Source organism: Sphingobium estronivorans (genome assembly GCF_008692605.1).
GTDB lineage: Bacteria > Pseudomonadota > Alphaproteobacteria > Sphingomonadales > Sphingomonadaceae > Sphingobium > Sphingobium estronivorans.
Genome location: NZ_LFCT01000024.1, coordinates 1 through 12,525 on the forward strand (window position 1 = coordinate 1; position 12,525 = coordinate 12,525).

The window sequence follows — 12,525 nt, forward strand, 5'->3', positions numbered from 1 at the left end:
TCACCTTGATGTCGAAGCTGATCGAGGGATTGAGACTGTTATCGATATTATTGTGCGAAGCGAACGTCCATGTGTTGTCCGCCTTGACCGTCAGCGTGCCAAAACCGGTGTCAATGGCAGCGCCAATCGCATAGCTGTTGCCGCCGAAGACGACGACCGTGCTGGCGCCCGGCTGATCCGCGCCGATGACTTCCGACCAGTTGCCGGTCGCCGTTCCGCCTTCGACCACGCTGCTCTGCCCGTCGAGGCTGAGCGTCGGCGCGTCGTCCAGTACGGTTACATGAATGTTGGCGCTGGGCGACACGTCGCCGTCGCTGTCCGTCACCCGAACCGCGAAGCTGTCGCCTGCCTTGGGATCGGCGGCACCGCTGATGCCGTCGCCATCGCTGGTGATATTATCCGGATGGGTCGGATCGTTGACAAGCAGCGTATAGCTGTAGCTGTAATGCCCCGCCCCGTCGGAGGTAACGAGCAATGTTCCAGCCGCGCCGTCGACCTGAACCGGCGCACCGGTGCTTGCCCCCGTCACATCGACCCAATTGCCCAGCCTGTCCTGAACCTCGACCTTGGCGAGCGTGTCGCCGCCGGTGGTGATGGTCATCGCGCCGTCGGCGGTTGCGCTGCCGCCGCTTGGGTCCGTGCCAAGCGGCAGGCCTGCCTCCGAAACCGTCAGATCGCCCACTGTCACGGTCGGCTTGGAATCCCCGGCCAGGGTAATCGTCACCGTCGCCGTCGAATGATCGCCGTCACCATCGGTGATGGTGTAGGTGAAGCTGTCCGTTCCCTCCGCACCGCCATGGGGCGTGTAAACGAAGACGCCGCCGCCCTTGTAGACGACATCGCCCTGCGACGGACCGGTCGCCAGTGCGACGCCGCTGGCGGGATCGACGCCGTCCGCGCCCTGGATATCATTGCCGAGAACATTGATCTCGACCGCGACATTTTCAGCGGGCTGGAGCGCTATGTCGTCATGCGCGGTCGGCACATCGTCCACGACCGTGATGTCCAGGCTGGCCGTGGCGTTCGACCCGTCCGTGTCGGTCACGACAACCGCGAAGCTGTCGGTCAGGCTGGCGTCATTGGCGCCCATGTGCAGCAACGTATTGTCGCCCAGCGTATAGCTGTAGCTGACCGTCCCGCCGATGACGTCGCCGTCCGCGCCGATGGTGGGCGTAAAACCGGTGACGGTCAGCGTGCCATAGGAATTGGCGAGAGTGACGCCGCTGATAAAGCCGCTTGCGCCGAAGATCGCCTGTCCGCCGACCGTGATCGTCGCCACACCGTCCAGCGCGGACAGGGTGAAGCTGCCCGTCTGGGTCAGAGCGGCCGCATTTTCGGCGCTGCCGCCCGGAAGGTTGCTTTCGAACAGCGTTTCCTCGGCGCCCTGGCCGCCAAGGCCGCCGATGGTCACGCCATCGTCGTTGCCCTGGATGGTGATCGCGATGGTCGCGCTGGACGTATCGCCGTCGCCATCGGTCAGCGTATAGGTGAAGGTCTCCGTCAGCGTCTGGTTCTTGTCCAGGCCCTGCACCACGCCATTTTCATTGTTCAGCGTGTAGATATAATGGCCATCCGGCTGGATCAGCAGCGTTCCATAGGTGCCGGGCAAAGCGGTTCCGACCGTACCTGCCGTCGCGCCGAAGGCAATGCCGGTCACATGCGCGCCATCGGCGCCCTGCACATCGGCATTGCCATCGGTGGCGTTGGCGTCCTGCCCGCCCGATCCGGTGATGACATTGCCGTCCGCCACCAGCGGCCCGTCCTCACGCACGGAGTCGACATCGTTCACAGCGGTCGGCACGTCGTCGATGATGGCGATGGTCAGCGTATCGGTCGCATGATCGCCGTCGACATCCGTGACCGTGACGGTGAAGCTGTCCGTCACATGATCGCCCGACGTATTGGTGGTCAGGGTGTAGCTATAGTCGATAGCCCCGTCGCTGACGTTGGTGATCGTCAATATGCCCTTGTCGGTGACGATCGGCGTGCCCTGGACAACAGGCATGCCGTTGATGGTCACGGTCGCCGGGCCGTCGGGCGCGGAATAGGTGATGGTGCCAGCCGTCATGTTGAGGCCGCTGCCGGCCTGGGAACCGGCCGGATTTGTCAGGCCGGCTTCATCGACGACCGCGCCTGCGCCTCCGTTGGGAATCGAGTTGATGGTGACGCCGCTATCGGCGATATCGATCCGCAGCGTGGCGGTGGAGGTATCGCCATCCCCGTCGCGCAGCGTATAGTTGAAGCTGTCGCTGACGCCGCCCGGCGTCCCGGCTGCGCGCACATAGCTGTAGCTGCCGTCCGCATCGAGCGTCAGCGTGCCGTAAGTGCCGTGGAAAATGCCGGCGGTCGCGACCACGGCGCCATCTGCGCCGGTAACATCCGCGCCCGCAGCGCCCGAAACCGTGCCTGCGCCGGTGACGACATTCCCGGTTTCCGGGCCATAGCTGCCCGCCGCCACGACATCGACATCGTCATGGGCGACCGGAACGTCATCGACGATCTGCACATCGACCGTCGCATTGGCGGTCGAACCGTTGCGGTCGGTCGCGACCACGGCGACACTCTGGAAGATGCTGTCCATACCCGCCGCGTCGTGGGCCAGGCTGTTATCGGTCAGGACGAAGCTGTAGGTGAAGGTGCCGGCGGTCGGCACGCCGCTTTGCGAGGCGGTCGCGGTGAAGCCGGTGATCGTGAGCGTGCCCACCGGCGTCGTCACCACCTGCCCGGCGACGAAAGCGCCGTTCGAAAGCACCGTCACGCCGCCCACCGTCACGGTCGCAATGCCGTCCGCGCCGCTGACGCCGAATGTGCCGCCATGGATCAGCGCCGCCGCGTCGGGAGCGCTGCCGTCAGCCAGGTGGCTTTCCAGCACCACCACTTCCGCGCCATCCGCGCCGGGCGCGGCGTTCAGGCCGGTGATAGTGATACCGTCATCCGCGCCATTGATGGTGATGGTCAGCGTCGCGGTGGACGTGTCGCCATCGGCATCGGTGATCGTATAGCTGAAGCTGTCGGTCAGCGTCTGGCCGGGCACCAGATATTGCACCGCCGCATTGTCGTTGGCGAGCGTATAGGTATAGGCGCCCGACGCGCCCAGCGTCAGCACGCCATAGGCGCCCTGGAAGGTGCCGACCGTCGTCACCGTCGCGCCGTCGGCGCCCTGCACATCGGCCGCGCCATCGGTCGCGTTTGCATCCGACCCGCCATGGCCGGTTAACACATTGCCGTCCGCGACCAGCGGGCCGTCCTCCGTCACGCTGTCCACGTCATTGACGGCAAGGGGCGCATCGTCGGCGATGGCGATGGTGAGCGTCGCGGTCGCATGGTCGCCGTCCCTGTCCGTCACCACCACGGTGAAGATCTCGGCTGGCGGCGTGCCGACCACATTGTCGCTCAGCACATAGCTATAGCCGATCGCCCCATCCGCGATGGAGGTGATCGTCAGCACGCCGAGCGGCGTCGTCACCGTCTGCCCCACCGTGGCGATCGTCACGCCGTTGATGGTGACGCCTGCCAGGCCGTCGGCAGCGGATAGGTGGATCGTGCCGCTGGTGCGATCGCTGCCGTTCCCCGTTGCCGAGCCGGCCGGCTCGCTGCCGCGCGCGGGCAGTCCCGCCTCGCTGACGCCCGCGGTGGCGTCGATGGCACCGGCGGGCTGGTCGGGCGTGACGATCGTCACTTCCGGCTGGCTGTTGGGCGCAATCGGCAGGATTTCCCGCTGCTCGGGCTGAGTGAATTGCAATTCCGTGGGAGGCAGCAGATCGCCCAGACCGTGGGGATCGCCGACCGTTCCGTCGGGGCCGGCGAAATTGCCGCCCGAACTGCGCGGCGGACCAGCGGCAGGCTGCGGCTCCTCGCCGATCAGCAGCGCGGCAAGGTTGACCGAGGGGATTTCGACATCGCCGACCACAAGCTGCGGCACGACCACCGCGCCGTCCACGATCAGCAGGTCCGTGCCATCGGGCAAGTGCACGATCAGATTGCGGCCTTCGACCTCGATCCGGTTGATGTCCGTGCCGGCGGGCAGGACCACCACGCCTTGCGCATCGGGCGTGACCGTCTGCACGGGACCCGTGTGATGATGCATTCTGCCGGGATGAATCGCCTTTCCTTTTGCGGCCAGCGCGGCGGCTTGCGGATGCAGGGCCTGCTCGTGATCGGCGTTGACTTCGCTCTGTAAGGCGCGCTCGAAATCCATTATCCATCCCCAGTCTGCAGGGGCATGGGAAGAGCGCACGGAGGGTTACGCCCCGAAATGCGTCGCCGCACTTGGTCGAAACCTTCCAGACATTGCGGCAATTAGCGGATCAGCTATTGCCCGTTGCCAACGATCTCCCGCCGGTAGGACCTTTGCCAGGTCGACTACCGCCCCGGATTAACCAACTGCTTTTATCTTTTACTGACCCTGGGATTGATCTTATTAGGCACCGGCAAATCGAGTCACGCAGATTCAACTTTTGTTAACCATTTTAATGCGATATCCGGACAAAATTTACTTAATGATTATTACTAAAGATATAGACTTCTCACCGAATCTGTATCTGACCGCCTATTCCGGCATCGCACTCATGGTTAACAATCATCGTTGAAGCCGGATCGACTCGACGACTCGCCGCGTCTCTCAAGCGTCTCGTCCCATCCGACCCGAAATTAAAAGGGCGACCGGCTTAATCAGCCAGTCGCCCCCCCCATGTTGCGACCCATAGGCTTATCGTTCGGAGCCTTTCCCGGCTTCGTCCAGTCGGCCTGTGACTGGCGATAAGCTATGGAAAATCAATGCCCCTCCGACGAGAATCGGGCATAGCGATTATGCTGTTTTTCTCAATTGGACCGATGACTTATATCTTAGGTTAACCAATTGCCGTTACCTTGTCGCAACGATAGGAAATCCGCCATTCATGGCTGGATCGGCGCTGCCTCTTCTTTTGCGGTCATCGACATTTTTTCCACGATATCAGCGGAAGCCGGAGACGATTGTTCCTCAGCAGGCTTCGGCATGGCAGCAACGATGCGCTCCATACGCCGGCTGCGATCGCTGGCCGTGCCGGTCGTGCGGCGAAAAGTGGACAGCGCATAATCGGCCAGCGGCGCCGCAGCGTCATAGCGTTTGCGCGCCATGTAGAAATCGACCAGATTTTCGATGGCCAGTTGGGTGTTGGGGTCGTCCTCCCCCCGCGTCCGCAAATAGCTGTCGAACACGCGCCGGAACAGGCTTTCCGCTTCTCGGAAATGACCGGTCGAATCGAGTTGCAACGCAAGGTCGTTGGCGGAAATCAGTGCGCGGGGGTCGTCCCTGCCGAACAGTTCGTCCGCCACCGCCAGCGCCTTGCGCGCGCTTTCAATCCCGTCCGCCGCCTTGCCCCCCGAATAGGCCGCCTGCGATGCCGCGACGAGTTTGCGCCACTCCTTCTCCCGCGCTTCGGTCACGTCGGGCACATAGGGCGCCTGCGCCCGCACCGGCGCGGCCATGCACAGCAGCAGCGCCGCCCCCGAAGCCCATTTCCTGCCGCCATTAAAGGTCATTGCACATTCCCTCTGCCGCCATCTTGCCGCAGGAGGCTTAATAAAATGCGACGGCTTATCCGGTCAGCGCCTCGACCAGCGCCTTGACCTTCTTTTGCCGCCATTGCGGCAGCGGCGCGATCAGCCAATAGGCCAAGGTCGACGGCGCCACATCGCCAAGCTGCTTCACCCGGCCCACCGCCATGTCCGCTTCCGCAAGCAGCAGCGGCACGCAGGCATGGCCAAAGCCATTGGCCGCCGCCTCGATCGCCAGCCCGGCATCGGCGACGCGGATCGTCGCGGGCGTATCCCCCCTGGGGCAGCCAGGCCATTCGATGCGGTGATCGGGCCCGCCTTCGGCCGCTTCGATGGTGACGAAGGCCGCCTCGCCCAGCCGGATGCCTTCATTCTCCCCCGGCCCTTCGGCAAGGCGCAGGGCAAGGTCCAGATTGGCTTCGGTGAAATCCAGCGCCTCATCCGCCGCGACCAGCGCGAATTTGAGGTCGGGCTGGCTCACCGCATAGCCCGCCAGCCGCGGCTGGAGCCATTTGGCCGTGATATCGCGCGGCGCGGCGATGGTGAGGGAGGAACTGGACTGACCCGCCTGCATGGCGCGCACCGCTTCCTCAAACTCCAGGAAACCGGCGCGCAGGGCGGCAAGCCCTGCCTCCGTTTCAGGAGTGAGTTCCAGCCCCTTGGGCGTGCGGCGGAACAACACGACGCCCAACAGGTCTTCGAGCGCGCGAATCTGTTGCCCCACGGCGGCAGGCGTGACCGCCAGTTCATCCGCCGCCCTGGTGAAGGATAAATGCCGCGCCGCCGCGTCCAGTACACGCAGGCCATTCAGCGGCAAATGGGTACGCTTCATTCAGCCACCGCCGGGGCGATCAGCGCGAAATGGGGAATGGCGATGTCGAACGTCTCGCCGCTGGCGCCGATCATGTGATAATGGCCCTTCATCGAGCCATTAGGCGTATTGAGCGGACAGCCCGATACATAGTCGTAGCTCTTGCCGGGCTGGATCACCGGCTGTTCGCCCACCACGCCGTCGCCATCGACCCGATGCTGCGTGCCCCGCCCATCGGTGATGACCCAGTGACGGGTCAGCAGTTGCACCGGCTGGCTCCCGTCATTTTCGATGCGGATGTGATAGGCCCAGAACCATCGGCCACGGTCCGGCTCCGACTGTTCAGGCAGGAAGGTGACAGCCACATGCACGCTGATGTCGCGCGTGATGGCGTGGAAAGGAAAAAGTGTGTTCACGTCCAAGAAATGCGCCCTTCACCCCTGTCCCGTCAACGCCCTATCGACTTCAGAGCGCGATCAAGATCTTCAATCACATCGGCCGGGTCTTCCAGTCCGACATTGAGCCGCAGCATATCCTCGGTAATGCCGACTTCCAGCCGCGCCGCTTCCGCCATGCCATAATGGGTGGTGGACGCGGGATGCGTCATCAGCGAACGCGAATCGCCGATATTGTTGCTGATGTCCACCAGTTCGAGACCATTGAGCAGCCCATGCGCCTCCGCCCGGCCACCGCCGACATACAGCGAGAAGATGGGTCCGGCCATATCCATCTGTTGCATCGCCAGGGCATGTTGCGGATGGCTTTCGAGGCCCGGATAGAGAACCTTCGCCACCCGGCCTTCGAGGAATTTCGCAACCTTCAGTGCATTTTCACTCTGGCGGCGGATGCGCAGGTCCAGCGTCTCCAGCCCCTTCAACACCACCCAGGCATTAAAGGCGCTGAGCGTCGGCCCGGTGTTGCGGTGGAAGGGCAGCAGCGTGTTGATGATGAATTCTTCGGTGCCGCAGATCGCGCCCGCCAGCACGCGGCCCTGCCCGTCCATCATCTTGGTCGCGCTATAGGCCACCACGTCCGCGCCGAATTCCAGCGGACGCTGGAGCGCGGGAGTCGCGAAGGCATTGTCGACGACGCTGGTAATGCCATGCGCCCTGGCAATGCCGCAGATCGCGGCCATGTCCGCCACGTCCATGGTCGGGTTCGCCGGGGTTTCGAAGAAGAAGACCTTGGTATTGGGCTTTATCGCCGCTTCCCATGCCGCATTGTCGGTCGCGTCGACGGTGGTCGTCTCGATCCCGAACTTGGGCAGCAGCGTGTCCGTCAGCCAGCGGCAGGAGCCGAACAGCGCCTTGCCCGCCACCACATGGTCGCCCGCCGACAACTGACAGAGCAAAGCCGCCGTCATCGCCGCCATGCCGCTCGCGGTGGAGCGGCATGCCTCGGCGCCTTCCAGCAGGGCGATGCGCTTTTCCAGCATCTCCACCGTGGGGTTCTGAAGGCGGCTGTAGGTCATGCCCTGCTGCTCGCCCGCGAAGCGCATCGCTGCATCCTCAGCCCGGTCGTAGCTATAGCCGCTGGTCAGGAACAGCGCCTCGGAGGTTTCGCCCCATTCGCTGCGCGCGCTGCCACCGCGCACCGCCAATGTGGCTGGACGCCAGTTCCTGGTGATTTCCGGATTCTGTCCGCTCTTGCGCTTCATATCGCTATCCTTACGCCAGCGCCGCCAGCACCGCGTCGCCCATTTCGACCGTGCTCATCGTGCCGCCCAGATCGAAGCTGCGCGCGCCATCGGCAAGGGCCTTGGCCACGGCGGCCTCGATGCGGTCGGCCTGTTCCGGCAAACCCAGCGAGTAACGCAGCATCATGCCAGCCGACAGGACCGTTGCCAGCGGATTGGCCTTGCCCTGCCCGGCAATATCCGGCGCGGAACCGTGGATCGGCTCGTACAGACCCTGGTTGCTGTCGTTAAGCGTGGCCGACGCCAGCATGCCGATGGAACCGACGCACATGCTCGCCTGATCGGAAAGGATGTCCCCGAACATGTTGCCGGTGACGATGACGTCGAACTGGCCGGGGTTGCGCACCAGCTGCATCGCGGCGTTGTCGACATACATATGGCTCAGCGCGACATCTGGGTAATCCGCCGACACCTCGATCACCACGTCACGCCAGAGCTGGCTGGTTTCCAGCACATTGGCCTTGTCCACCGAGCAGAGCTTGCCCCGGCGCGCGCGCGCCGCCTGAAAGCCCTGATGCGCGATCTTGCGCACCTGCTCCTCATTATAGGACATGATGTCATAGCCTTCGCGCAGGCCTTCCGGCGTCTTGCGCATGCCCTTTTCGCCGAAATAGACGTCACCATTGGTTTCGCGCACGATCAGCAGGTCGATGGCGCTGGCCACCTCATGCTTCAGGGCGGAAGCGTCGGCCAGTTCGGGAAAAACCTTGGCCGGGCGCAGGTTGGAGAAGAGACCCAGTTCCTTGCGCAGGCCCAGGATCGCCTGTTCGGGACGCAGGTGCCGTTCCAGCGAGTCGCAGTCCGGATCGCCCACCGCGCCGAACAGGATCGCATCGGCGCGTTTCGCCAGATCCAGCGTCGCGGGCGGCAAGGGATGGCCCACCGCCTTGTAGGCCGCGCCGCCCACCAGCCCTTCCTCATAGGTGAGGCCGTCAATCGCCAGCGCGTCCAGTACGCGCTTCGCCTGCGCGACGATTTCGGGACCGATACCATCTCCGGGGAACAGGGCGATCAACATGGTGCAACTCCTTCAATCTCGTGCCCGCCCCTTATGAAGCCCCACCCGCTTAGGCAACCGCTCTTTTGAGCCGATCCACCAGCCGCTCGCGCGAGGGGAGGATTTGCGCGCGCCAGTCGGTGAGCACGGACCGCTCGATGAAGAAGCCGGTCAGCCGCAAACCGTCGAGGATCGCGGGCCAGTCTCCCATCCCGCCCTCCAGCAGAAAGGCGGGCAAGGGCAGCAGCAGCTTTTCATAGCCCAAAGCTCCCGCCCGGCTCACCGCCGCCGCGCTGCGCGGGCTGACAAAGGCCAGATCCTCCTGCCCCCCCGTCGCCGCGCAACGGGTCAGGTCCAGCCCAAATCCCAATTCCGCCAGCAGAAGCAATTCATAACGGATCAGCGCCACCGCCCATCCCCGCGCCGCCGGGGCCGCCTCTACAGCGCCCAGCACGCCGTCCAGCGCCTGGTAGAGCGCCGGATAGGGCGTCCCCTCCGGCAGGGCAGCCGCCGTCAGCGCGCAGACCCAGTCGATGGCGGCGGCGGGCAAAGGCTCGGCCAGCAAGGGCGCGCGACTATGGTCCAGTTCCACGGTCAGCCCGGCCAGTTGCTCCTCGGTCCGCGCGCGAAACTCGGCCTTGACGGCGTTGCCGGGCAACAGCACCGGGCGCAGCGCCCGCGACCGCCCACCCCGCACATAGCCCGCGACCAGACCATGATCCGGCGTCAACAGTCGCGCGATCGCGCCATGTTCCCCATGGCCACGCAGGGCACAGACCAGAGCCGGAGTAATCAACGTCGCCATCCCGCTTCCTTACAGATCGCCGGACGGAAGCGCCATCTGTCCCGACCTGTCCCGAAATCGCGCATAATTCTCGGGCAATACTGTTTCACTGCTTCAATATCGGTTGCTTTTCCTTCAGTCGCATGCGCACACTTATCCAGTGGAGTATGTCGGGGGACGAATTTCACCATGCATCGGATAGACGGGGCGTCCTCCTTGATGGATCGCCTGGTGCTTTGGTTAGGTCGCTCGCCGACGCTGGGTTTTGCTATATCCCGCGTCGCCTTTGCCGTCGGCGCCATCTGGCAGATCGATACGCTGTTCGGCGGCGCGCTCTCCGTCTCTCAGGTCCTGCTGCTGAAAGCGGCAATCGGGGCCTGGGCGCTTGTCAACATCGCCCAACCCCTGCTGACGCCTCCCATCGGCCTTTTCCTGCGCCCCGTTTTCCTGCTGATCGACCTGCTGGTCTTTCTGTCGGCCATCATCCTCTGCCCGCCACTGGAAAATGCGGCGATGGGCGGACTGTTCTTCGTCGCATGGTCGGCATCCGATCGCTTCGGCCGGAACGCCGTCATCCTGCTGGGCCTGTTCCTGGCCGCAGCCTTCCTCCTGCGCGGTCATTATACGGCCCTCCACGTCCGGGCGGCCGACCCGGCGATGGATGGCCTCACCGTCCTGCTCGGCTGCGTGATCGCGGCGTCCTTGCTCAGCGCGTCGATCCTTGAGGCGCGGCTCGTCACCTGGTCCGAACGGTTGCAGGGTGTCGGCCTGTCCTTCCAGAAATCGCTGGCGCAATTCATCGTGGAGCAGGTTTCCGCCCTGATGGACGCCCGCTATTGCGCCTTTATCTGGGAAGAGATGGACGATGAGGACGTCCATTGCGAACTGTCCAATGCGGACGGGACAGGACGAGTGACGCTGACGCCCGGTCAGGTCGAAAGGCTGATGGGCGTTACCCCGCGGGAAGCGCCCTTCCTCTATTCAGCCGCATCGACCCACACGCTCCTGCGCAGCCGCCAGGGCGTATTCCGGCATGAGAAGGCGGAGGCGCTGGCCCAGGCGATGTTCGATCTCTTCGGGCCGGGCCAGGGCATCAGCGTCTTCGTCCAGGCGGGCGAATTGCGCGGACGGCTGTTCGTGAGCACGCGCCACGACTGGTCCCCAGCCGCGCTGTTGCGGGCGCTGCGCATTCAGGAAGGGATGGACCTGTTCCTGGAACGGCATTTCTTCTTCCTCGCCTGGCGGCAAAAGACCTTTTCCGAAGCGCGCCATGCATTGAGCCGGGACCTGCACGACAGCGTGCTGCAGACGCTCGCGGCGTTGCGCGTCCGGCTGGCGACGACGATCCACGAACTTTCGGGCGCCGATGTGCCGGGCCAGCTTGCCGAACTGAAATCGATGGAAGAACTGGTCACGGCGGAACAGACCCATCTGCGCCGCCTGCTCAGCCATGGCGACACATCGCCCCACGCCACGGTCGACCTTGCGGTCGAGGCGGAGCGCTGCTGTCGCTTCATCGGCCTGCAATGGGGCATCGACTGCCTGCCCAATCTGATCGAGAAATCGATGATGGTGTCCGCCGCGACCGCCGCGGAGGTGGAATTCCTGATCCGGGAAGCCGCCGCCAACGCCGTCAGACATGCCGATGCCCGGCACATCACCGTGTCGATTGCGCAGGTCGACGATGAAATACTCATCGCGCTGAAGGACAATCCGGGATCGAAGCCGGCAGCGCGCGAAAGCTATACCGGCGATTTCGAGCTTCAGTCGCAATCGATCATGAAACGGCTCGGCAAGATCGGCGGAACGGCTTATTTTCACAATTTAAGCATGAATTCACTGATTTCGATCAGATTACCCACAACTTTACCAAGGTCCATGACATGATGGCTCAGATTGCGATAGTCGACGATCACCCGATCTTCCTGGACGGCATGGCGCAGTTCCTGAACTCGCACGGGCATGACATATTGTTCTGCGCGCGATCCGTGGAGGAAGCGCTGCAACGGATGGCGGAGGGCGAGCCGGACCTGCTGATCCTGGACGTCAGCATGAAGGACGGCGGCGGCCTGGCCATATTGTCGGCCATCCGCAACAGCGGCAGCACCGTGCCGGTCATCTTCATGACCGTCCACATCCGCCCGGAACAGACGCTGGAGGCGATCAAGCTGGGCGTGGACGGCGTGGTGCTGAAGGACAGCGATCCCCATGAACTGCTGCTCTGCATCGATCAGGTGAGGAAGGGGGTCAAGAGCATCGCGCCCTTCGTCATGGAGCAGGCGCTGGTGCACAGCATTTCCGCCCCCGCCAATGAGGTCAACGCGCTGGCCGCGCTGACCGACCGCGAGATGGACATCGCAAGGCTGATCCGCGCGGGCCTGCGCAACCGGGAAATCGCGTCCCGTTGCAACCTGACCGAAGGCACGGTGAAGGTGCACCTGCACAGCATCTTCCAGAAGCTGAGCATCAAGTCGCGGTCCGAACTCATCATCATGATGATGTCCATCGACAGCGACATGCCCACCATGGATATGCATTAATCCCTTTATACCAAGGCGCGATGAGTTTGACTCATCGGACCTTGGTAAAGCCCGCGCGGCGCCTGAGCGAAACCCACTTGGGATCGGTCGAAGACCGAGCGCGATGCTATTACGGACCCATGCATTGACTTGGAACCGCCCAAGTCAATCGCCTCTATA

At 63.7% G+C, this 12,525-nt stretch carries 9 protein-coding genes; 2 read left to right on the forward strand and 7 right to left on the reverse strand.

The genetic code is table 11. The features are described 5' to 3' along the window. From F7P65_RS16350 to recO, 7 genes are all read right to left on the reverse strand, one after another. The coding region (locus F7P65_RS16350; RefSeq protein WP_150293535.1) for a beta strand repeat-containing protein at nt 1-4,198 on the reverse strand (4,198 nt) is incomplete at its 3' end. A gap of 698 nt (nt 4,199-4,896) precedes the next feature. Then, the gene (locus F7P65_RS16355; RefSeq protein WP_150293537.1) at nt 4,897-5,523 is read right to left on the reverse strand and encodes a tetratricopeptide repeat protein; all 627 of its coding nucleotides are present in this window, start codon (nt 5,521-5,523) and stop codon (nt 4,897-4,899) included. A 55-nt stretch (nt 5,524-5,578) separates the two neighbouring features. Then, nucleotides 5,579-6,370 (reverse strand): LysR family transcriptional regulator, encoded by a 792-nt coding sequence (locus tag F7P65_RS16360; RefSeq protein WP_150293539.1) that lies wholly within the window; start codon nt 6,368-6,370, stop codon nt 5,579-5,581. Further along, nucleotides 6,367-6,765 carry a Co2+/Mg2+ efflux protein ApaG gene (gene apaG, locus F7P65_RS16365; RefSeq protein ID WP_150293541.1) on the reverse strand — a complete coding sequence of 133 codons (399 nt, stop codon included), beginning with the start codon at nt 6,763-6,765 and terminating at the stop codon, nt 6,367-6,369. Before apaG ends, F7P65_RS16360 begins: the two co-directional genes overlap by 4 nt. A 32-nt stretch (nt 6,766-6,797) precedes the next feature. After that, a complete protein-coding gene (locus F7P65_RS16370; RefSeq protein WP_150293543.1) occupies nt 6,798-8,006 on the reverse strand; it encodes a trans-sulfuration enzyme family protein in 1,209 nt (402 codons plus the stop codon). A 10-nt stretch (nt 8,007-8,016) separates the two neighbouring features. Continuing rightward, entirely contained in the window at nt 8,017-9,063 is a 1,047-nt protein-coding gene (gene leuB, locus F7P65_RS16375; protein ID WP_150293545.1) for a 3-isopropylmalate dehydrogenase, read from the reverse strand. Between the two features lie 49 nt (nt 9,064-9,112). Next, nucleotides 9,113-9,847 carry a DNA repair protein RecO gene (gene recO, locus F7P65_RS16380; RefSeq protein ID WP_150293547.1) on the reverse strand — a complete coding sequence of 245 codons (735 nt, stop codon included), beginning with the start codon at nt 9,845-9,847 and terminating at the stop codon, nt 9,113-9,115. A gap of 198 nt (nt 9,848-10,045) precedes the next feature. Between recO and F7P65_RS16385 the strand changes: the two genes are divergently transcribed. Continuing rightward, nucleotides 10,046-11,713, forward strand: coding sequence for a sensor histidine kinase (locus tag F7P65_RS16385; protein WP_150293686.1), 1,668 nt, complete (start codon nt 10,046-10,048; stop codon nt 11,711-11,713). Next, entirely contained in the window at nt 11,710-12,366 is a 657-nt protein-coding gene (locus tag F7P65_RS16390; protein WP_150293549.1) for a response regulator, read from the forward strand. Before F7P65_RS16385 ends, F7P65_RS16390 begins: the two co-directional genes overlap by 4 nt. Nucleotides 12,367-12,525 lie beyond the last annotated feature (159 nt).

Coding starts and splice junctions, on each gene's coding strand:
- F7P65_RS16355 (WP_150293537.1), bottom strand. CDS start 5,523: ATGACCTTTAATGGCGGCAGGAAATGGGCTTCGGGGGCGGCGCTGCTG.
- F7P65_RS16360 (WP_150293539.1), bottom strand. CDS start 6,370: ATGAAGCGTACCCATTTGCCGCTGAATGGCCTGCGTGTACTGGACGCG.
- F7P65_RS16370 (WP_150293543.1), bottom strand. CDS start 8,006: ATGAAGCGCAAGAGCGGACAGAATCCGGAAATCACCAGGAACTGGCGT.
- leuB (WP_150293545.1), bottom strand. CDS start 9,063: ATGTTGATCGCCCTGTTCCCCGGAGATGGTATCGGTCCCGAAATCGTC.
- recO (WP_150293547.1), bottom strand. CDS start 9,847: ATGGCGACGTTGATTACTCCGGCTCTGGTCTGTGCCCTGCGTGGCCAT.
- F7P65_RS16385 (WP_150293686.1), top strand. CDS start 10,046: ATGGATCGCCTGGTGCTTTGGTTAGGTCGCTCGCCGACGCTGGGTTTT.
- F7P65_RS16390 (WP_150293549.1), top strand. CDS start 11,710: ATGATGGCTCAGATTGCGATAGTCGACGATCACCCGATCTTCCTGGAC.